Here is a 22,692-nt window from a genome sequence, read left to right as displayed (position 1 = left end):
GTGATTACATAAAAGCTCTTTTTGTATATACCAATTTTATTTTTTTTAAAGGGATTGCTGGGAAATGTAAATTATTAGTTCGAAAAATAAATATAATGGTTTTTTTACTCATATTTTAGAATAAAAATGAAAACTTTGACAAATGTTCTGGACGGCGTGGATTTTTGACAGGAATTAAAAATGGTAAGGCTTTATTATATGCGTGTAGACCAATGATGAAAAGGGGAATTGTCATGAGAAAAAAAGCTAAAGTTTATATGAAAAAAATCTTTATTATCTTTGGCAGTGCTGTAATTCTTTCTCCCTTCTTTTTGACAACAGCTACGAATATAAGCTATGCACAAGAAAGTCCTAGTGAAAAGACAGAAGAAGACAACTATCGTTTACAAACAAAGGAGACGACTGCGAGAAGTTCATTTTCTGAAAGTCAAGAATCTAAGAACGCAATTGAAAGTGATGAGAGTGTAGCAGTAAGTCCTGATACAACTAAAGCTTCGCAACCAACTACAACAAATAAAAATAATCAGAAAACACAAGCTCAAAAAGTAACTGAGATAAATGAAAGTAATAATAAACCTAAACATGAGTTCAAAGAGGAAACTAGTGAGGGCTTGCCACCAAAAATTTTAAAAAAATTGCAGTCGTTATTACCAAAAGCAGAAATTATCTATCACGAAGGAAAACTAACAATCAATTTACCTAGTGGCGATACCCCTCAGTATGCCAAAAAAGTTCTAAATGAATTAGATATAGATATTCCAATTGAAATTACCGCAAAATTAGCAGATGAGGGTAATAAATCTACTGCCTATAAAGTAGGGTATCAATTTTTTAATGATGATATGAGTTTACAGGCAGATAAAAATATAAGTATTCTGTTTCAAACAATCTACACTGGAAACTTGGCTTTAGTTGCTAAGTTGATGGATAGGGAAAAGATTGAAAAAGTCTCTGATGTTCAAGACTTAATCGAGGTAATGAAAAACGCATATAGTCGGGTTCAAAACCCAAGTATGTGGGGAACTGATAATGTTTATTTAGATAAATCAGCTCAAAAGTACGTTTTTTTTCATACTGGAATTAATTTGAATCCAAATTATCAAAATATAGGTAATGTTTGGGGTGAAGATTTTCAAAAAGGCTATTTGGCAGCAATGACTGATTTTAAGAACGAGCTAAATACATTTTTGAAACATATTACTGCACAAGCAAAAATTGACCAAGACGCAGTTGCAAATAACGCTGCATATCGTCCGCCAAGTGCTGATAGTTCAGGCTTTGGTGGGAATTTAGTCAACTTATTAACCGCACTCCAAGAACTTTGGAGTAATTACACACAAGCACCTCTTGATCAAAATGGAACTAGTGTTTTTATATATACTCCAAGTAATGGTGTTAGCGATGCAACAAAAGACGCTGTTAATAGAACTGTAAGAAGCTTATTAGTTATGGTGGGCTTAATTATTCCGACTGTTCAGAACAAATTAATCAAGCAAGTTTTAGAAGATCCCAGAGCTATCGGAGGAGAAGGCGGTGTTTTTCTAGAAGATAATAATACACTTGCTGGTGCAATGGTAATCGGTGGTAGATCGCTTTCTGATATTTTAGGATATTTGGGATTTTCTGATGCCATCAATAGTACAGTAGCCAATTCTGTTTATATTGGTATTCGAGATCCAATTAAAAGTGCGCTGATAAATGCTGCTCTAACGGGAGAAGCGGACAGTATCCGAAATCTTCTTTCAGGTACGAAAATAGTTAATGGAGGAAAAAATTTAAATGGATCTTACAAAAAAGGAGAAACATTATTTTTAGCTAAAGATGTAGGGTTCGATCTAACAAATAAGTATATTAAAAATTTGAAAAGTATTGCGATTCAAAGTGTAATTCAAAATAAAAAAATGACAGCAGCAGAGTTTTTTAATTACTTGAATACTACTATTTCTGAGTTTAAAGCAGAGGCAAATGGGAAAAATCGTATTATGTCTGAAGGCGGTCAAGCTGCACGCGAAGTTTTCTATGGCATTTACCAAGCTGAATATGATGCGCTTGAAAAAGCGATTCAAGATTACAAAGAAAATCCAGCTCAAAATCCCGAAAAATTGGATGAATCACAAAAGTTTTATTTTATTGTGCCATCTTCGGGAGAAAAAATAGAAGTTGTAGATTATCAAACGGTTAGAGTTTGGCTCTTTAAAGCTGGACTACCATATATGAAAGAAGGGATGATTGCTGCCGATTTAAAATCTCATCAACAGCTAGATGGCAATGTTTCTGAGCTAACAAAAACACCAGATGAAAAAGTTTTAGTTGTCACTGATAAACAAGAATTTGATAAAGGGACACTCTATAATTGGTCAACAAATACACAGCAATTTACAACTAATGATTTAACTTCTTTAAGAAATACATTAGTAGATGTAGTCAAAAATGCCTATATGTATGGGTACAACAATGAAGTTGAAAATGCTAATGAATCTTTTGAAGCCGGGAAAATTTCTTTTGTTGAACAAAGCAAAAAAATGATAAGTCCCGTTTTTGCAATTGCTGGACCAATGGGGATTGATAGTGTCAATAACTATAGAGTAAACGGCTTTGACTATAAACAAACATCTGATAAAACGGGAAGAATTTCAAATAACCAGAACACCCTTGAATTTTTAAAAGGAACAATTGATGGTAAAGAAATCCAATTGAGTGGACTTGCATACTTAGATGGGTTGAAAAAAAGTGTAAAAGATAAAACCGTTGCGATTTTCTTTAATGTTGCTGGCATTAAAGGACAAGAAAATGAATTTAAAATAGATTATGAATCAAAAAAAATTATTGATACCATTGAAAATCCGGCTGGTATTTTTCCTTCCCCAGTACCTTGGACACGGTTCGCGAATATAGATGACAAAGAGTTCACTATTGATTATCCTTTGATTCCTGGCTGGGAGTTGGCTACAAAAAATAGTGATAAAAAATTTAGAACAACGCTAGATAGTAAGGTAATTATGGATAATTCTAGAGGTGAATATAACCCCTATGAAGGAATCCAAGATGAAGCCGACAACTACAAATTAATTAAAGTATTGCGAGAACAACCAACAATTTATTACTCAAAAATTATTACTCCAGTAATTAATAATTTGAATTTAGTGGGCAATGACAAACAAGGTTATATTGTATCGGGTGATGTTTCTACAAATGAAAGAACAAACGTTGACTTTAAACTAAGTGCCAAAGGACCAACAATTGCAGAAGTTAAAACGGATGGTACTGGAAGTTTTTCTTTGTATTTAACCAAAGAGCAAGTAGGGACAGATGGATCAAAAAAACAAATTTTTGCTAGTGCCACTTATGAAAATGAATATGGGACCAAAGCTACGAGTATAGAGAAAAAAGCAGAGCTAGTTTCGTCAACAACGGTTCAAATGGGGTTTAGTCCAGACTTAACACTTAAAACTTTAAATAAGACAGTAATTTCTCTAGACTTGTTACCCAAATTAGATTTTTATAGCAAGGTTGAAAATCAGGGCGAGATAAATAAGATCAAATTCTATATTCGAAACCCTAAGAAAGATGAAAAAGTAGCCTTTAATGTGCAAGCCGGATATACAGAAGCCACTATACCGTTGACTGGGGCTAACGGCCCGTTAATTGAAGAGGGTGTAAACGAATTAAACATTGAAGCATATGTAGTAATAAATGGTAATGAGGTATTGGTGTCAGTAGAACCTTTGGTACTCAATGTCACCTATGTAAAAGAAACTTTAGACTTCAATATTACAACTAAAGATGGTTCGGATACATTGAAATGGACAAATCGTATTATTTCGCTACCAGGAACAATTTTTTATCGAGATAAAGGAAATGTTTTAGAAATTAAAGTTACGGATAAAAGGTTGCCAGAAAAGCAAAATCGATGGGATCTATATGCGACTGCTACTAAAGTCAATAAGATGGAGCTAATATTTAATGATAAAAAACTATCAGATACAAATACGCTAATTATGAAAGGAGAAAATAATAACCAACAAATGACTAATGGTTACACAGTTACAACAGTTAAATCTTTTGATGAAAATGAAGGGATTTTATTAACCAGTGAAACAGGTATCTCACTAGGAGATTATACTAGTCAAGAAGGAACGTCACCAACAGTTAAATGGAGCCTAGTTAACACGTACGTTGCGAAATAGAGGTGATAAAAATGAAAAAAATGCTTGCGGTTATTGCTTTGATGTGGACATTGATACTGTTGGTAGTTACAGAGACAAAAAGCTATGCGCAAGAAAGTAGTGGGCAAGCTGATCAAAAAAAGGTAGACATTGTACTAACAGATACTAAAGAACAGGTGGATCCACTTTATAAAGAGACCAAAAAGAGAACATTAGATAAAAATTTAAGCGAAAGAGGTGCTCCGAGAACACAACAGCATGCAAATGAAAAAAAGAAGGGCAGAAATGTCACAAACTTAGCTTATTATCCACAAACAAATGAAATACGGAGTTTCTTGATCTCTTTTGTGGGTACGTTATTTTCGCTTATTTCTTTCTTTATTTTTTTTAAAAGAAGGAAGGGAATAAAAGATGAAAAATAAGATTATCATTTTGACAATATTTCTTTTTATGGGTTGTGTATTTCATGTTCAGTTGGTCTATGCCAATGAATTTACAAATAACAATACAACTATCGAAGTTGAAATTAAAGACAATGAATTAATGTTAGGAAAAGTTCAAACGTTAAATTTTGGCACGCATCGCGTTTCATCAAAACAAAGTAGCTACCAAGCTACACAAGATTTAACTATTCAGATTATTGATAAAAGAGTTACTAAAAAAACGCCTTGGCAAGTGTATTATCAATTAAGTGATTTTTATGGGTCGGACTCGAGTAGCTTTTATGCCACACTGCATTTTAGAAGTGGATATTTGTTGGCGAAAACTACTAAAGGTAGAGTAAAAATTCGTAATTTGAAAATAAAGACAGGTACAGACAAATATGAGTTGTTTGAATTTCAAAGTAACACGAGCGAAGATTCGATATATGAATTTGTAATACCTAAACAAGATATTTATTTAACCATTCCAGCCGACATAAATGCTGGTAAATATGAAGCAGTCCAAATAATTACCTTACAAAACGTACCACAACAAAATTAATATTTACGGAGGAATTAATAATGAAAAAAATCAAAGTAATTACATTAAGTGCAGTAACGTTGCTTTCCGCTCTCACACTAGCACTTCCAGTGCATGCAGCTGTAAATGGTGAAGATCAGACTCCGACTGAGGTTAAAATCACAGATGCGACAGATCCTAAAAATCCAAACACAGATCCACTATTACCAGAAGATCCTACCAACCCAGTTGACCCAAGTCAATCACATTTGGTGTTGAATAAAGTTCCGACAGCTTACAAATTTACTTCTTCAGTTTCAAACAACCAGTATACGATATCTTCTGGAACAATCGGGAATGGAAATGGATCAGATAAGAATATTGTTGTCTTTAATGATCGTACAAATAGAAATTGGCAAGTAAAAGCTAGTGTGGTTGGAAATAAACTAACTTTAGGGAGTGATGACTTTACTGTCAGCAATTTTCAAGTGAATAATACGGAAATCGCAGCAACCGGTTCAAAAGGTATTGTCTTTGATTCTACGGAAACTGACGGTGTTGCGGGAACAAAAACTAAGTCCGTTAACAGTATCTCGATTATCTTTAACGACCCTAACGGGATACTAAAAGCGGGAGATACAATCAATGGCACCATCAGTTATCAATTATTTAATACAGTAACACCAAGTTAAAACAAAACTAGTAATCTAAGTTGGGGGATAAACACATGAAACGTATTGTCTATTTGCTAAGTACTATATTGACTATTGTAATCGGAATATCGTTTGTACAGACCGCATGGGCTGCTGCTGATAATAACGTTGGTTTTGATATTCAAGCAGTTATTCCGGCAAATCAAGTAGATAAAACGCAAAGTTACTTTGATTTACGAGTAAAGCCTGGAACAACGCAAAAAATTCAAATAGTGGTAAATAATACTTCAGAATCCGAGGGTCAATACGAAGTAAGCGTAAATCAAGCATATACGAATAAAAATGGGTTTATCGATTATGCATTAAAAGATGTTTCTTTAGATAAGTCGGTTCCATTTAAATTAAAAGATATTGTGGATTATCCCACCAAGATACAAGTTGCGCCACGTAAAGCAGAAATTGTTACCCTCACATTAAGTATTCCGGTAAAAAAATTTAACGGACAAGTGCTGGGTGGTATTCAAGTTACAAAATTAGGTGCTAATAAAAAAGAAACTATTAAGAATCAGTATAGCTATGTTATAGGTCTTAATTTGACTGAATCTGATTCGATAGTAAAAAGAAATTTAGAACTAGTATCCGTCAAACCAGCTGTGTCTTTTGAAAAGACTAGTATAGTTGCCAAGTTAAAAAATCCGGTAGCAGAAGCAATGGGACACTTGAAATACGAAGGGACAGTAGTATCAAAAGACGACAATAAGACTATAAAAAAAATAGACTATAACACCGATATGTCACTCGCTCCCAATTCAATATATGATTTCGCTATTGATTGGGATGGAAAACCATTGGAAGCAGGCGTGTACACATTACATTTAACTGTATCAGATGCTTTAAAAAACGTTTGGAACTTTGATGAGGATTTTACAATTACTAGACAAGAAGCTAGTGAAATCAACAAGGTTACAATTGATCAGGTAAATAACACTAAGTTACCGTTATGGGTATATGCTGTAATTGGTGTTTTGGCTGCGTTACTTCTATTTTTAATCTTAATAATGGTGTTCAAACGAAAAAATAAAAGACAGTAAAATTTCCCCAAAATAAAGTGACGACTCATCCCCCGAGCCGTCACTTTATTTTTTTGATAAAATTCAGATGCCGTTTTTCTGCATAAATTGCTGTAATAATCTCTGATAAAGATTATTAAGGTTTCGGGTACCGAATCCATGCTGCCAATAATAAATAGGCTTATCAGTTGGTAAGGTAGCTAATGTAGATATGATCAAATCATAGCTTTTCCCTTCTTGAAAATAAGCCACATCAACAAAGCTTAATTCCTTTAAAAAATTCAATAAATTAAATGTTAATAAATAGTTTGGCTCAGACGCAATCGCAACCCGGAGACGGGTATGAGTGTTAGAACGCAATATTAATGGAAGTAGGCTTTCCCGAATCATTTTTGCTAAGGGCAGGGCTGACTTTTGAAATACTTGGAATTCAGGTTCATTCGTTAATTTCAATAAAAAAAGGTAAATATCATTTTGAAATTCATTTTCGATTAATTTATGATTTCCTTTTGGGATTAAAAAACTAATTAGATTTGGAAAAGGACCAGAAAAAATATAGAAGGCTAGTAAACTATTATATAAATTAGCGCGTAATAGATTCGTCAGTTCCCTTGATAAGTCTAATTGCAGTGTTTCAGCAACAAAACAAACGATTCGATCGCCAAATTTCCCCACCGGATTTGCCACAGTTTGAAAGGTCTTCAAGCTAGCTGTGATGGCAGGGTCTTCTGGCATCTCATAAAATGGGAAAAAATTACAAATAAAATAAATAAAGCGTGCCTCAGCTTGGGATTGATATTTTTTTAAGCCATATTCATTGTTAAGTTTATTTAAGTCATAATGAGGATTTGCCTCAAAAATAAAATCTACCCGAGCATCAGCAGGCATTAACTTGTGCTGTTGGATGCGCGTTATACAGACCCCACCAAAGATGGTAAGCATCAAACGGCTGACATAGCGACCGTTTTGTGGAAAAAATTTAGCAAACTTTTCAACTTGTAGTGCAGCTTCCACTTGCGAAATTGTAAAAGGCCAGCTGAGATTGTGGTGGCACAGATAAATAAGGTAGTAATAAAATAGGCGGATCTTGTCTTCGCGGCCAGTTAAAGCAAAATCATGATAACTAATTTGAATGCCGTACTCCTTCAAAAAAATAGTCATTTTGCGCATTTTACGTGATAAAGTAGAGCGGCTTATAAAATGGCGTTGACAAAAATTTTCTAACCCGAGTTCAGGTTCTAACAAAGTGGCCAGCAAAAAATGATAGGGCAGACTTTCTTTTAAAAGAAACTCCAAATATTGATCTGTAGAAATAGTCATTTCAGTGGTAACGACGCCGATATTAGGGCGGATCAGCGGTTGGGTTAAATAGTTAGCTTGTGTCAATTCTTCCTCAATTTCCAATAATCCTTTTGTTAACTGACTATAAGTCAGTTGCGTCGCTTCACTAATTTCTTGATACGTATATTGACCAGGAGCGCGTTTGCTTAGGCTACGGAAAATCTCTAGCTTGATTTGTGTGCCTGTTTCAAATAGTAATTCTTCAAACATTCTCCTTAGCCCTCCTTTTACGACGTAAATAAAGTCCAGCTCCTATAATAACCAATAAAGCAAAAGCAATTACGACAAAGATCCAAGGACGAGTAGTCTCACTGACGGAGAGTTTGGTTTGTCCTTGAAGCTTAAAGTCTTTTTTGAAGCTGTAATTAATAGAAGGAATTTTCAAATTAAGCTGATAGGTGCCGGCTTTTAAATTCTTTGAAAAAGGTAATGTTAAGGTTGCCTTGTCACGAGCCACGATACTTAATTTATGGTTAGAAAATTTATCTTCCATATTGCCTGTTAAAGAGCCAGTAAAGTCCGCTTGAGATAAGCGACCGTCTGAATTATTGGTGATGTCAATGACGAGCTGGTGATTTTTGATGCGTAAATTATCAAAAGAAACTTCTGCTTTGGGTTCTTGCTTTTCTTCTCGAACAGCTAAACCTATTTCATAGGCAAACTTATTGTTTAATCCAGATTTATTATCTTCTTCAAAATTGTCAACACTTTGAATTTGAAAGGCTCCGATTAGGATACCGTTAAATTTTTTTGGTGGCATATGTAGTTGATAGGAAACAACTTTCGCTTCATTAGGAGAAAGTGTTACAGTTTTCGGCCCGTTGATTAATTCCGCTACATTTAAGTTATTAAGAAGTTTATGACTTTTGTCAGTATATTCTAAAGCCCCGTTTTGATTCGTATGAGCAGGATTGACTGCTACTGCCAAGTTTTTTTTTGTTGTAGTCAAATTTTCAAAATACAGATCCAGTTGGTAGACTTTTTGCGGGGAAACAAGAATATCAAAGTAGCTCACCTTACCGATCTGATTTGAAGGGAGTATCGGAGTCACACTGTAATCCGCACCAGCTGCCAAAGCATAATTTGAAAAGAGAAAAAAAGCTCCCCCCACGCTCAAAAGGATAAAAATAACTGAAAAAAACCGCTTTTTCAAAATAATAGCCAACTCCACTCGGACATTATCACACTAGAATAATGTTTTTATAGTAAAAAAATACTATCTTCAGTATAACAATAATTTTTTTTGCGTATATTTTTTATGTGCATAAAAACTAGGATTATTTGAAGAAAATTGCACAGCCGTTATCCTACATGTATTTACAAGCTATTTCAATAAAAATAAGGAAGAAGTTAATTTGAATTGTAAAAAAAAATAAATATAATTGTGGTTGCTGAGAATTTTAATAAGGGGGAGGTAGGATGCTGAAAAAGAAACTTTACATAGCAGTATTACTATTGATTCCGTTTTTTTTTTAGTTTTAACTTGCAAGCAGCCGCTGCTAGTGGAGATGTAACACTTACGCCATTGTCGTTAGATTCACGTCGCGTGGTTAGTCAAAAATTAGAGATCCCTGCAGATAGTAACGTGCATCAGTTAAAACTTTCTGTCACTAATTTTTCCGGTAATAAGAAAGCATTGATCTTAACCGGTGTCGATCCGGTGACAGACTCTGAGGGAAAGCTTGTATATCAGGACAAAACACTCCCTGTTAAAACAGCACCTTTTAAATTCGCAGCTGTAGTTCAAAAACAAAGTATCACCATTGCTGCCGGTCAAACACTAGAAATAGCGACACAAATCAAAATACCTACACAATTTTCTGGTCATCTTCTAGGGGGAATTCGCCTAACAGAAGATAATCAAGAAGCAGCGTTGTTGCCTGTAACCGTTTTGGGCAGCAAGGAAAAGATCAATCATGCTAATGTTTCTGTCAATCAACTTGTCGCAAAAAACATTACTGGTATGCCAGCTGTTGGTGTACGTTTTGTGAATGATGTCGGTGTTTTGGAGGAGAATTTGACCTTTGATCTTAAGCTTACCCAAGAAAGCTTCTTTGGTCTTATCAAGAAGACTTGGCAGGCTCAGCAAGCTCAAGTGCTGTTAGCACCTTTTAGTACTTTTGAAAAAGGTATCTCATTACAAGGGATGGCTATCTCTGCTGGAAGCTATCATCTCACAGGCACAATTAAAAGTAGCCAGCAGCAAATAAAGTTAGATCAGCACTTCACAATTACCAAAGCTGATGCAAAAAAAGTAAATGACGCAGCAAAAGTTGCTTATCGTGATAATCATCTTTTGTTGCTGTTGATTATTGCTCTATTGGGATTGCTTTTAATTGGTGTTATCTTCTTGGCAATACGCCAAGCTAAAAAAAGGAAAACGAGCGACGGTTAACGCTCTTTTCATAAATTGTTGTTAGTCGCTTAAAATAAGGGGGAAATAAAATTGAAAAATATTCTTAAAGGTTTAACTGTATCAAGTATGGCATTATTAGCTCTTGCTGGTGGTAGTGGCGTTGTATTTGCTGACGCAACAACTTTGCCAGCTGACGCTACTGATGGGTCTGCAAGTGGTAAATCAACAGCTGAGTTTAAAGTTGAAGCTGGTGATACTGGTAAATTAACGCTAGATGAAGTTCCAGATTTGAATTTTGGGACAACAAACGTTAAAAAAATTGCTACAGAAGGGGTTACATTACCATTAGTTAACGGAGAAGTAACAAGTGGTGGCAACAACGTTACTTCCAAGGATGTGACTGCTAACGATGGGAATTCAGATCTTAAACTAAAAGTATCTGATTTTCGTGGCGTTAATTCTGGATGGAATTTAACTGCGAAATTGGGAAATTTTGAAGCAAAAATTAAAGGTAGTAATTCAGATGATACTAGCGATAATTTAGGCAGACTAAATGACAGCCTAAATGGTGTTGTTCTTCACTTAGTTGTTAAGTCAAGTCCAAGTGATGCTACGAAGACAAATTCTGTTACGCCAGCTGTTGTTGATTTGAAACAAGGTTCCGCTGATGGTGTTTTAAAAGCTAATGGAGATAAAAGTGAAGGTGGCGGCGAAAATAACTTTATTGCTGATACATCTTCTACCCTAACAATCCCTCAAGATCCAAAAATCAAAGCTGCCACATACCAAGCTGATATTACATGGACATTAGGAAATACTATTGCTCCTGCTCCTGCTAATAGTAACGAATAATCTAAAATTTTAGATTTTAGTAAAATATATAAAAACCCGAACGTCTCGGCGTTCGGGTTTTTGTAAAAATGTACCTTTTATCATAAAATGAAAACGCAGGGTGTCCCTGACAGATTACAAAGGATGTTGACAATGAAAAAAAGTAAATTTCTACTGTTAGGACTGCTGGCAATACTAGCAGTAACTATTCTACCGTCTTCAGTTTATGCAGAAGGTGGGGCGGGTTTTACGATGGAAGCTGCAATCCCTGATAATCAAGTGGGAACGAGCACATATTTTGATCTTCATGTGAAGCCTGATACAAAACAAAATTTAACGATTAAATTTACAAATTTAGAAGATAAGGCGATTAAGTTGAATGTCTCACCTAATCCGGCTTTTACGAACCGTAATGGTGTGATTGAATACTCGCAATATAAGTATCCTAAAGACGATAGTGCCAAATATACAATTCCAGAGCTTTTTTCAAAACCGCAAGATATCACGTTAAAAGCAAAAGAGGTTAAAGATGTGACCTTTACCATGACTACTCCTAAACAAGCCTTTGACGGCATGATATTGGGTGGATTTTATGCTTTGCGTGATGATGAGAATAAAACACAAAGCAGTGGCAATATTCAAATTGATAATCGTTATGCCTTGGTTTTAGGTGTGGCGTTGCGGGAAGATTTGAAAAAGACAATTGAACCTGAATTGAAATTAAATGCAATTAAGCCGGGATTGGATAATAGCAGAACTGCTGTCTTTGCTAATTTGCAAAATATTAAGCCCCAAGCTTTTGGCGAGATGACCGTTGATGCTAAGGTTTATCAAAAAGGTAGCGACAAAGTTTATAAAGCTACGAAAAAGGATAAACAAGAAATGTCACCAAATTCCAATTATGATTTTGCAATTGATTGGAAAAATCAACCGATTGAAGCTGGCGATTACCATTTAAGTTTAGTTGCAACTTCTGGCAAGAAAGAATGGAAGTTTGAACAAGATTTTACGATTGCTGATAAAGGCTTGCAAAAAATTAATGAAGAAGCTGTCGGACTACCAGAGAAAAACTATCTATGGCTCTATATTTTGATTGCGGTACTCTTACTTCTAATACTCGTAATTTTGGCCTTTATTTTGGGTCGGAAAAAAAGGAAAGAAGATGAGGATGATACTAAAACAGAATAGAAAATTTTCAATTTTAAAAATAGGTCTCGTGCTTTTTTCATCACTTTTGATTGTAACCTTTAATCTGGTACTATCTTTTCCTGTTGTCGCCAGTGAAACAAGTACGGCGCAAGTAACGATTGTCGATAATGGCTATCGGCCGACAGCACCGATTGTAGTCCCAGATGGTCATGAGAACTATTTAATTGGGATTGCCCCCCATGACCGCCAAGGGTTGATTCCACAATTCGGATCACAAGAGCTATTTTCTCTCATTGTGATTGGAATTGAAGTGGTTGTGTTTACCATCTTGCTCTTGTTGCTTTTCAAAAAGCGCCAAAAAGAGCAGACAGATGAGTACGCATAAAGTTGGAGGGAATACTTTTGAAAAAAATAGTCTCTGGCATTCTAATTGCCAGTTTATTAATCGGTAGTCCACTAACTGTATTTGCTGAAGTGACCGAGTCCACCAATAGTAGTGTGTTGGAATCAGCACCTGATACGACCACTTCAAATACAGCAGTTAGTGAAATTTCGCCACAAGCAAACACGACTAAAACAACAGACAGCACGATAAAAGACGCCGTCAAACAAAGTGAGTCCGTAAGCTCTACAGAAGAAAAGACAGAATCATCTTCAATAGAATCTTCAGCAAGTTCAACTGATAATTCTGTTAAAACAGAAAAAAAGACAGCCAGTGTCAAAAAGGCACTCACAAAAGCAGCTACACAGGATTTAAGTACAGACTTTCTCGATCGAACAAAACGATTTAGTGAAAATCAATTCCAAAATGTAGCTGAGATTCAAGATTGGCTAAATACGTATGATATTTTTTCACTTGATGGGGCACAAATTGTCAATTATCCATTTACTGGCTCCGTTGCGATTATAAGTGGAGGTTTAAACGTAAAAAACACCGGCGTTTCAATTAAAGAGTCAAGTAAATCTGATTATGGTGCTATTATTAATGGTCCATTATATGTTGAAAATAATACATTAAGTTTTGATGGTGTTAGTAAAGATAAAGGTGTGTACTCTGATTATTCATTGCAAAACCAAGTAACGTATGATCGTCCGCGTCCAACAGGAACAGGTGCTATCACGGGTTTAGGTTCAGAGACAGATTCTAAAGTGAAAAGCTTTAGCGATAAGTTACGAGAAAAAGAATTGACTATACCTGACTTCTTACAAGCAATATTAAATCAGTCAACTTATTTAGATGGATTGGGAATACAGCAAGACTATTCTGGAACTACGGTTGTAAAAAATTCAAAATATGAGCTAGCTGATCAACCTAAAACCTATGTATATGATATGAAGGTATCAAATAACAAACTTACTAACATAGATTTCAATGGTTTTTCATCAGATGATACAGTTATTGTGAATGTACATGATACAAACGGTACGGTAGATATTCAAGGTGGCTATAACCTGAATGGGGCAAATGTAATCTGGAACTTTCCAACTGCTGAAACAATTACTAATAATGTGGCCTTTAAGGGAAAAATTATCGCCCCAAAAGCAAGTATCACCACCAACCAGTCTTTAGATGGAGGAATTTTTTTGAAATTTGGTTTTGGTGATGCAAGTTCCATCGAAAAAGCACGTATCAAAGCGCAAAGTAGTGTTGATGTCCCTTTGAATTCGGATATTAATAAATTTTTATCGAATGAAAAACAATTTATAGAAGCTATTACAACGCATAATGGTATAACTTATCAACGAGATACGAACAATCCGAACGAACAAAGTTCTTTTTCTAAAGAATTAAGTAAGATACAAGTAACTTATTTTGATAAAGATAATCTTCCAATTACGAAGTCAGAAATTGACACAAAAGAGCCTGATGCAGTGTACTATATTCGCTACACCTATGATAATAATAATGCAATTGCCGCTGTGACAAGACTAGTGATACAAAAACAAATAATGGGAGCTCTAACTCTTTCAAAAATTCCAAATCTTAACTTTGGGACAATTAAACTAGGCTCTGGCACAATACAACTAGGTTTAGAAGGATTCCAAGTGTCCGACAGCCCAGCAGCGTCAAATGGTACCAATGAAGGAATTATCCAAATTACGGATACGCGAGCTGATGGTAAGTGGAATTTGACCTTAAGTTTGGAAGATAATAATTTCAAGTTAAGCAATAGTAATAGCGATAGCATAGGTGGAAGGCTTAATTTAAGTTTGTCAGAGGGAGGCAAGTTAAGAACAGCAGACCCAAATTCAACAGAACCAAGTTCAACTCTTTCTGGCTCTGGCACTAAGACATATAATGTTGATGTTGATAGTAAAAAATCATTTCTTGAAATAGATACAAATCCGACAAAAGTTGGAACTTATCAAGGTACTTTAAATTGGAAATTGTCAGATACCGTTAATTAGTTAGTAGCTAGTGGTTTTTTGTAACCTGTGAGGTGAATAGCAATGAAAAAGTATTGGCGGATAGTGATTTTAAGTTTAATTAGTGCATCTTTGGTATTGGGTAATAGATACGTTGAAGCTGCTAGTTCAGGTTCGATTGCGGTAAATACATTAAATCCTACGCTGAGCTTACCTACTAACGGAGGAGTTGATCTTTATACGCCGATGGAAGGTGTGTTTACCAAGGTAAGTGGCTTAGACAGTCAAGTATTGTATTCACCCAATGATCAATTGGATTCTGCAATTATGATAACGGCAGACAAAGGAAATCAAAAAGGAGCAATTTGGTCTAATCCGGAATACCGATTAGATTTAAGCAAACCGTTTACCTCATCGATGTGGCTTAATATTTCCAAAAAGACAAATCCAGCTGATGGGATGGCTTTTGTAATGCACAATGCTTCTGCGGGGAGTAGTGCATTTATGGATCAAAAGAATTATGGGGGATCACGATTAGGTGTTTGGGGATTTGACCAGAATGTTACTTCAACTGCAGATGCAGCTAAAGGTGCCATTCCAAATAGTCTTGCCATTGAGTTGGATACATATTCTAATGGAGATACTCTTGATAAGAATACCCCGGGAGTTCCTCATGTAGCGTGGAATTATCCAAGTAATCCAGCCTCATATATTTTACTTCCTCAGAATAAAGTAGCATTAGTTCATAATGATGCGGTGAGTTTAAGTATGGGAAATGTAGCCGATGGAAAATGGCACCATTTTAGTCTTTCTTGGCAACCAAGTAATGGTAGTAAAAGTGGTAACCTCACATATACATTCAATGATCGTGTCGCAGCTGGTGATTCTGTTCAACCTATGACTACAGACGTTGTGAAAAAAACTATCTTTATAGATGACTATGTTAAAAGATTTGGCTTAACTGGTTCTAACTCGAAGGTTCATTGGGGTTTTACCGGTTCTACGGGAGGTTCTAGTGCCCGCAATGTTATGACTTTTGAGAACATACCTGGCCTAGTTTCAGCCAATATAACGGAGTCCGTTGTGGATGTTACAAGAGGTGTAGATATCACAAAATCAGGGGTCACATATTCTGGTAATCAAGTAAACTATACTACGAGTATCAAGTATGATGGGGCAAATAGTAAATTCGATTGGCGTCAATTACTACTCACACAAACAAAGAATTCTAACTTAAACTTAACTGGTTCAGAAGCAACAGTTCAATACTATCTTAATGGTACTAAGGTCGGAAACGACAAAAAAGTTTCGATTGACACAAAAGGAAATCAACTTTCACTTAACTTGAAAGATAGCGGCGACCTAGTAAAAAACGCGCCAATATTTGATGAAATACGTGTTATCACACCGCTTACTGTTGGTGTTGTTAGTAGTGATGTGTCAGTACAAGAAAATTCGACTGTCGATGGGAATACAGCTAAAGGCGTGACCATCGTAGAAGATGATAAACCCGTTTATACGATAAAAAACAGTAGCAAACCTATCATTGGTGTTACTTCAAAAGACCTAAAACCTATCTTTCCTGGCGAGGAGTTAAAATTTCCAGCAACTTTGCAAGATGATAATTCTACGACACTTACTTTAAACTATGAGTTAAAGAATAGTGCGAAAGAGTTGATGAAAAGTGGGCAGTATATTAATGATTCTTCGGTTCATAACTTATCTGATGTAAGAAAAGGAATTCCAGTTGAAGAGTTATTGACAAAAGAGGATACAAAAAAACTTTCTCCTGGAGCGTATTCAATTACTCTTACAGCAAAGAACGGGAAAAATTATGCCGATGAAGTAGTTCTGACTTTTACGATTTTGGAAGATAAATTGGCTTTAGTTACTGTTCCAGATTTGAATTTTTCAAATAAGGAAGCAACAGTGGCACAAATTGCAAAAGGAAATGATTTATTGCCATTACCATTAACGACGAATCAGCCCAAGGTTACTATTGAGAGAACAAATCCTAAGCGATCTTGGCAGTTAAAATTAGCCATGGATAATTTTCATTTAGTGAAAGATAGTAATGGTAATGCTGTTAAACCGTTAGAATCTTACCAATTAGCTACAAATATTCCAATTGTCTTAAAAATTAAAATGAATACAACAGAAGATGCACGTTTTCTATTAAACCAAAGTTACATGAAGGACGTATATATACCTCCAGCTGCGTTAAAGTTAGCCAATGCTGAAAAATCAATTCTAATTGCGGAAAGCGATCAAACTGCAACTGGAAAAATAGAATACACCGTTTCTCCAGATACGACGTTGTATTTAGGAGAAGGAGAATTAATTCGTGCGGGAACTTATCAAGGCACTCTAATTTGGACTCTTTCTGATGTTGCACAATAATTAAAAAACATCTTCACTAATCATTTTGTTTATCTCAGATACCTTTGAGATAAACAAGTGCTATTGATTAGAGAAGATGTTTTTTTAGCGATAGAATCTTCTTTACCTTTTTTGTCTAGCTACTCAAACTAGCCTGCTAAGAAATAAGGCAAAATTTTCAAAAATTTGAGGAACAATTTTCAAAAATCCTGCTCTTATTTTTTGCCGGCTGCCCAAGTTTGTCTAGCTTTTATAGTTGTCTAGCTACCCAAACTAGCTTTATCGGCAATAAGGCAAAATCTTGAGAAATTTGAAGAGCAATTTATCAAGATCCCGTCTTATTACTCAAAAGCTGCCCAAATTTGTCTAGCTTTTATTATTGTCCAGCTATTCAAACTAGCCTTCTAAGAAATAAGGCAAAATTTTCAAAAATTTGAGGAACAATTTTCAAAAATCCTGCTCTTATTTTTTGCCGGCTACCCAAGTTTGTCTAGCTTTTATAGTTGTCTAGCTATTCAAACTAGCTTTATGGTAATAAGGCAAAATCTTGAGAAATTTGAGGAGCAATTTATCAAGATCCCGTCTTATTACTCAAAAGCTCCCCAAGTTTGTCTAGCTTTTATTATTCCCAGTTGATTTTTAATAGTTCATTCATTTCGTGGTAGGCGGTTTCGATTCGTTGGCGTTTTGTTTGGGAGACGGTATGGGCGTATTTGCCTCCGGGCAGATAATTTTCGGCTAAAAAGACTTGGTAGTCTTGGGATTGGACGGTACCGTACTCGGGATGCTGATAGGTACGGCCGGCAATGGGTTCTTTGTCTACCCAAGTTGGGTGAGCTGTGACTTTTTCAATGACAGTTTTATCTTTTTCTTTTTTGATAGCGACTTCCATGACTACGCCTCGTTCGGTCCAGTAATTTTGTAAGGATTCGTAGCGTTGGTCTGAAATCAAGTTACCCATGGAATAAATAATGAACTTTTTATCGCCATCTTTTTTTATTGTCTCTGTCGGTTCTGCAACGTGGGGATGCCCGCCAAAGATAATATCTGCCCCTAAATCGACCATTTGGCGGTATTTTGTTCGTTGTTCTTCATTTGGTTCTAAAGCGTATTCCACGCCGTCTTGGGGCATGACGATCGTAATATCGGCAATTTTTTCTGCTTTTTTCAAATCAGCCGCGACTTTCTCCATATTTAAATCTTTTAAATGACTGTCATATTCTTCTTTGGTTAAACTGGCTTCGATGCCATTAAAGCCATAGGCATAAGCCAATAAAGCAATTTTAATGCCGTTTATTTCTTTGACTAGAATATCTTTGGTTGTCTTGGTTTTTACTCCGATTGTTTCCATCCCATTTTTTTGAAAGGCAGCAACAGTTGAATGTAAGCCTTCTAAGCCAGTGTCTAAGATATGATTGTGGGCCAAGTCGACAACATCAAAGCCCGCTTTTTTTATGCTGTCGGCTACTGCTTGTGGTGCATTGAAAATGGGATAGCCAGTTAGTTCGCGCTTTGGATTGATTGTCCCTTCGAAATCTCCCAAAGAAAGATCTGCTTTTTTCAGTAATGGTGAAATTTGCGCGTAATCATTAGCCAGATCATACTTATTGCCATCATAAGCACTGCGGTACAAGATATCATGGTATAACATATCACCACTGGCTGTAATCACAGCTTTTTTGATTGTAGTATCAGGTTTTGTTGTGTTTTGCTTTGGAGTCTTTTGTTTACTATGTACAGCTTGTTTTACTTGTGCTGTTTCCTGGCTATTTTTGGCTGCGGATTTTCCTGTAAACGCTTTTAAAAAGATGCAGCCAACAAGTGCGAGAAAAAGCAGACTCATCACTAAGATAAGGTGACGTTTTTGTGCGGCTTGTTTTTCTTTCATTTTTTCTAAGCGAGACTTGGTCATAATGCCCTCCTGAAAATAAAATTTGTATGACGTTTCTCTAATAGTTTACTTGCTTACGAAAAGAAAAGATAGTCGATTTCGCGGGAATTCGCGCCTTTTTTGCCGCAAGTATTCTTATTTTCTAAATGTAGTAACATAGTTGGTAAAAAAACGCCATTTAGGCTACCATAAAACTAACTACATAAGTTAAAATCAGAAGTTGAAAACATTGGGAATAAAACAGCGTTCATTTTAGTGACAACAAGCAAATGATAGCAATAAAAGTGTGTTTAGCACTTGAGATAGGAGAAAACTTCATGAAAGAGAAACTAAAGGGATTCGTGGGTGTAATAAAAAACCACAGTCTCTTGTTGCGCCTGATTTTCTTTGGCTCGATTTTAATTTTCGTTGCCAATCAAGTGGCCAATATTGCCCACGGCATGAGTTGGGCACAAGTGGCCCAAACAATGGGCAAGCAAGATACTAGTACACTGATTTTAATGGCATTGATGGGATTTATCGGCGTTTTGCCGATGCTTGGTTATGACTGGGTAACAATTTCTGTATTAGAAAAATCAGGCAGAGCCAAGATGCCTCGCGGCAGTTGGTTTATTGCAGCGTGGACCACCAATACTATCAATAATTTAGCAGGTTTTGGGGGGATTGTAGGGGCCAGTCTGCGGAGTAATTTTTACGGGAAAGGTTTTGATCGTAAAAAAGTTTTAGCAACTGTTTCAAAAGTCGCCTTCTTTATGTTTAGCGGTTTATCCCTTTGGGCGTTATGGTTATTAATCGACATTTTCCTCCTCCACAATGCTAGTCACTTCCGTCATTATTGGATTTGGCTGGTAGGCGGCAGTTTATATGCACCGGCACTATTCACATTAACGTATTTGCGACGTAAAAAACTGTTTGCAGATCTTTTTCCTAATCGGGTGATTCAACTGGCAATCACTTCTTTTTGTCAGTGGGGAGGAGCTTTGGCGGTCTTTTTAGGAATAGGTTATCTTATGCAGTTGCAGGTTTCCTTTGAACAAGTTTATCCGATGTTTTTAATTGCTACATTAATCGGGATGCTGACGATGGTTCCAGGAGGCATGGGAACCTTTGATGTCTTGATGATTCTAGGAATGGGGCAAGTGGGCTTATCTCAAAATCAAACGGTAGTCTGGTTATTGTATTACCGTCTTTTTTATTATTTGATTCCCTTTTTAAGTGGTCTGATTTTATTTATTTCCCAAACAGGGGTGAAATTCAATCGCTTTTTTGATAACTTACCACGCCTTATTTTACAGCGAATTGCTCATTTAATTGTCGTAGTGGCAGTATATTTTGCCGGTATTATGATGGTACTGCTTTCGACGGTGACCAATTTATCAAATCTTAGCCAAATTTTTGAGTTTTTATTGCCATTTTCATTTAACTTTTTAGACCAAACCTTGAATTTACTAATTGGTTTTGTTTTATTAGGGCTCGCTCGTGGTCTATATGGCAAAGTGAAAAAAGCCTATGTTCCAACTTTATTTGTCTTAGTTTTTGGGATTGTAAATACGATATCTCGGACCCAGTCACTACGCCTAATCATTGTTTATTGTTTGATTTTACTGGCAGTATGGTTATCTCGTAAAGAATTTTACCGGGAAAAATTTGTCTATTCTTGGGGTGCGATTATTTTTGATGTCGCTTTATTTGGAACGTTATTAATTGCTTACGCAATTGCCGGGTTCCACAGCGGCCAGTGGTGGAATACCAACTTAATGGGTGGACAGTTTGTTTTATTTCCTTCTGATGATGTATGGATCTCTGGCATGGTCGGCTTAGCGGTTGGCGCTTTGACGTTGTTGTCTTTGCAACAGTATTTAAGTCGTGGTCCTGCGCATTTGGGTGAGAATTTTGACCGGAGTCGTTTTGAAAAACTACTGACCCGCTACGGTGGGACCAAATCTAGTCACCGCCTAGAATTAGCAGGTTATCGTTATTATTACTATCAAGTCAACGGTCAAGATCGTGTTGTTTTTGGCTATCAGATAAAAAGCAATCGCTGTTTTGTTTTAGGAAATCCAATAGGAGATGAAACACTCTGGCAGACAGCAACGCTTTCTTTTATGAAAGCAGCCGATAAACTGGGCTATCAACTGGCGTTTTACAAAATCAGTGAAAAATATGTCGTCCAGTTACACGATCTGGGTTTTCAATTTGCCAAAATTGGTGAGACCGGTACCGTCTATCTAGACCACCAAGAAGATTATTTGCAACAAGAAGTTTATCGCAAATTAAGTGTGCAAGGTTATACGTTTAAAAAATATGAAACACTGCCGGCTGAGATTTTATCACAATTAGCTGCTGTTTCGCAAGACTGGTTAGATGGTAAAGGAGAAAAATACTTTGGCAATGGTCGTTTTGATGAAAGCTACATTCTAAACAGTCCCGTTGCAGTTGTGCGCAACAATGAAAATCAACTGGTGGGCTTTATCACAGAGCAGGCTATTTCGACTGAGTGGGTTTCTTATGACTTATTACGGATTAAATCAGATGCTCCCAAAGAATTAGCTAATTTTTTAGTCTTAGGGATGTTAGATAGTTGGGAAAAAGCAGGCTTTAAAAAAGTCGATTTGGGCATGGCGCCACTGGCTAAGGTGGGAGAAGGTCCGTTTGCTTTTTTTGAAGAACGGATTATGAACATCATTTACAATTATGGCAATGCAATTTATAACTTCCAAGATAATTTCAGTGGCAAACAAAAATACGTGACCCGCTGGGAAGGCTGTTATTTTGCTTATCTGAAAGGGAGCAGTTTTTATTTGGCTTCAGCCCAACTCCTGCGACTAATTGGTCGCGGCAAAAACAAAGGGTCAACACTGGTAGAAGAAGTAATTTTAGAAGAGTAGGAAAAACGCTAAATGTTGATAAATCAACATTTAGCGTTTTTTTTTTATTATTTTGCTTTTAAGACTTCTAAAATTGGAAAGAAATAGGTTCGAATACTATAAATGTAATATTTACTTTAATTCGAAATATAGCTAGTATAAAAGCAACCGGTGAAAACGCTTTAATATTCTTGAGAATTTAGTGTATTAAATTATCTATTGATAAGGAGGAAGAATAATAGAATATTTAGTATTGAAATATGACCAAACTACTGAATATTGGGATGAAATAGTTAAAATAAGAAATCAGATATTCTTAAATGAACAAGGTCTAAAAGATTTTGACGTATGTGACCGACAAGATTCTGTCGCCATTCATTTTATAGTATTGCTTGAGAATGTTTTGATAGGATGCTGTCGTGGAAAGAAAATAAATTCTAAAACGATGCAAATAGAGCGCGTGTGCATTTCACCTAATTTTAGAAAAAAAGGATTTGGGAAAGAACTAATAAAATTTAGTATGAAGTATTTTCATTTAAAGGGAATCAACAAAGTTATTTTGTGCAGTCAATTAGATAAAAAAATTTTTTATGAAAATCTAGGATTTCAAGAGATTGGAAATGTATTGCAATACTATGGAAAAGAGCATGTTTTAATGGAAATATATCAGTGATGGGGAG

Annotated in this window: 16 protein-coding genes; 13 read left to right on the top strand and 3 right to left on the bottom strand. The window is 35.8% G+C overall.

What is annotated here, in order from left to right; translation table 11 throughout:
- The first annotated feature begins 164 nt into the window (after positions 1 to 164).
- Genes P3T75_RS12755 through P3T75_RS12735 form a run of 5 tightly spaced genes read left to right on the top strand, consistent with a single transcriptional unit; the run spans position 165 to position 6,852 of the window.
- Positions 165 to 4,187, top strand: coding sequence for a hypothetical protein (locus P3T75_RS12755; RefSeq protein ID WP_282461793.1), 4,023 nt, complete (start codon positions 165 to 167; stop codon positions 4,185 to 4,187).
- An 11-nt stretch (positions 4,188 to 4,198) separates the two neighbouring features.
- Positions 4,199 to 4,588 (top strand): LPXTG cell wall anchor domain-containing protein, encoded by a 390-nt coding sequence (locus P3T75_RS12750; RefSeq protein ID WP_282461792.1) that lies wholly within the window; start codon positions 4,199 to 4,201, stop codon positions 4,586 to 4,588.
- 28 nt (positions 4,589 to 4,616) lie between these two features.
- Positions 4,617 to 5,150 (top strand): WxL domain-containing protein, encoded by a 534-nt coding sequence (locus P3T75_RS12745; protein ID WP_282461791.1) that lies wholly within the window; start codon positions 4,617 to 4,619, stop codon positions 5,148 to 5,150.
- Positions 5,151 to 5,170: 20 nt separating this feature from the next.
- A complete protein-coding gene (locus P3T75_RS12740) occupies positions 5,171 to 5,800 on the top strand; it encodes a hypothetical protein (RefSeq protein ID WP_282461790.1) in 630 nt (209 codons plus the stop codon).
- Between the two features lie 35 nt (positions 5,801 to 5,835).
- The gene (locus tag P3T75_RS12735; RefSeq protein ID WP_282461789.1) at positions 5,836 to 6,852 is read left to right on the top strand and encodes a DUF916 and DUF3324 domain-containing protein; all 1,017 of its coding nucleotides are present in this window, start codon (positions 5,836 to 5,838) and stop codon (positions 6,850 to 6,852) included.
- 63 nt (positions 6,853 to 6,915) lie between these two features.
- Here P3T75_RS12735 and P3T75_RS12730 read toward each other — a convergent pair whose 3' ends face one another.
- Positions 6,916 to 8,382 carry a helix-turn-helix domain-containing protein gene (locus tag P3T75_RS12730; RefSeq protein ID WP_282461788.1) on the bottom strand — a complete coding sequence of 489 codons (1,467 nt, stop codon included), beginning with the start codon at positions 8,380 to 8,382 and terminating at the stop codon, positions 6,916 to 6,918.
- Positions 8,375 to 9,283, bottom strand: coding sequence for a DUF916 domain-containing protein (locus P3T75_RS12725; protein ID WP_282461787.1), 909 nt, complete (start codon positions 9,281 to 9,283; stop codon positions 8,375 to 8,377). Before P3T75_RS12725 ends, P3T75_RS12730 begins: the two co-directional genes overlap by 8 nt.
- 435 nt (positions 9,284 to 9,718) lie before the next feature.
- On the opposite strand from P3T75_RS12725, the gene P3T75_RS12720 reads away from it, so the two are divergent.
- From P3T75_RS12720 to P3T75_RS12695, 6 genes are all read left to right on the top strand, one after another.
- The gene (locus tag P3T75_RS12720; protein ID WP_282461786.1) at positions 9,719 to 10,567 is read left to right on the top strand and encodes a WxL protein host-binding domain-containing protein; all 849 of its coding nucleotides are present in this window, start codon (positions 9,719 to 9,721) and stop codon (positions 10,565 to 10,567) included.
- A gap of 51 nt (positions 10,568 to 10,618) precedes the next feature.
- Positions 10,619 to 11,380 carry a WxL domain-containing protein gene (locus P3T75_RS12715; RefSeq protein WP_282461785.1) on the top strand — a complete coding sequence of 254 codons (762 nt, stop codon included), beginning with the start codon at positions 10,619 to 10,621 and terminating at the stop codon, positions 11,378 to 11,380.
- A 132-nt stretch (positions 11,381 to 11,512) separates the two neighbouring features.
- On the top strand, positions 11,513 to 12,547 hold the full coding sequence (locus P3T75_RS12710) for a DUF916 and DUF3324 domain-containing protein (RefSeq protein ID WP_282461784.1): 1,035 nt from the start codon (positions 11,513 to 11,515) through the stop codon (positions 12,545 to 12,547).
- Between the two features lie 46 nt (positions 12,548 to 12,593).
- Entirely contained in the window at positions 12,594 to 12,893 is a 300-nt protein-coding gene (locus P3T75_RS12705; protein WP_282461783.1) for a hypothetical protein, read from the top strand.
- Positions 12,894 to 12,910: 17 nt separating this feature from the next.
- Positions 12,911 to 14,917, top strand: coding sequence for a collagen-binding domain-containing protein (locus tag P3T75_RS12700; protein ID WP_282461782.1), 2,007 nt, complete (start codon positions 12,911 to 12,913; stop codon positions 14,915 to 14,917).
- A 96-nt stretch (positions 14,918 to 15,013) separates the two neighbouring features.
- Entirely contained in the window at positions 15,014 to 17,275 is a 2,262-nt protein-coding gene (locus tag P3T75_RS12695) for an L-type lectin-domain containing protein (protein ID WP_282461781.1), read from the top strand.
- 601 nt (positions 17,276 to 17,876) lie between these two features.
- On the opposite strand, the gene P3T75_RS12690 is transcribed toward P3T75_RS12695, so the two are convergent.
- The gene (locus P3T75_RS12690; RefSeq protein ID WP_282461780.1) at positions 17,877 to 19,166 is read right to left on the bottom strand and encodes a CapA family protein; all 1,290 of its coding nucleotides are present in this window, start codon (positions 19,164 to 19,166) and stop codon (positions 17,877 to 17,879) included.
- A gap of 296 nt (positions 19,167 to 19,462) precedes the next feature.
- Between P3T75_RS12690 and mprF the strand changes: the two genes are divergently transcribed.
- Positions 19,463 to 22,033: a bifunctional lysylphosphatidylglycerol flippase/synthetase MprF gene (gene mprF, locus P3T75_RS12685; RefSeq protein ID WP_282461779.1), complete on the top strand. Its 2,571-nt coding sequence runs from the start codon at positions 19,463 to 19,465 to the stop codon at positions 22,031 to 22,033.
- Between the two features lie 232 nt (positions 22,034 to 22,265).
- Positions 22,266 to 22,685, top strand: coding sequence for a GNAT family N-acetyltransferase (locus tag P3T75_RS12680; RefSeq protein WP_282461778.1), 420 nt, complete (start codon positions 22,266 to 22,268; stop codon positions 22,683 to 22,685).
- The last annotated feature ends 7 nt before the right edge of the window (positions 22,686 to 22,692 follow it).

The organism is Enterococcus montenegrensis, assembly GCF_029983095.1.
GTDB classification, from domain to species: domain Bacteria; phylum Bacillota; class Bacilli; order Lactobacillales; family Enterococcaceae; genus Enterococcus_C; species Enterococcus_C montenegrensis.
The sequence above is the reverse complement of the archived record's forward strand: the minus strand, read 5'-3'. Positions and strand labels throughout refer to the sequence as shown.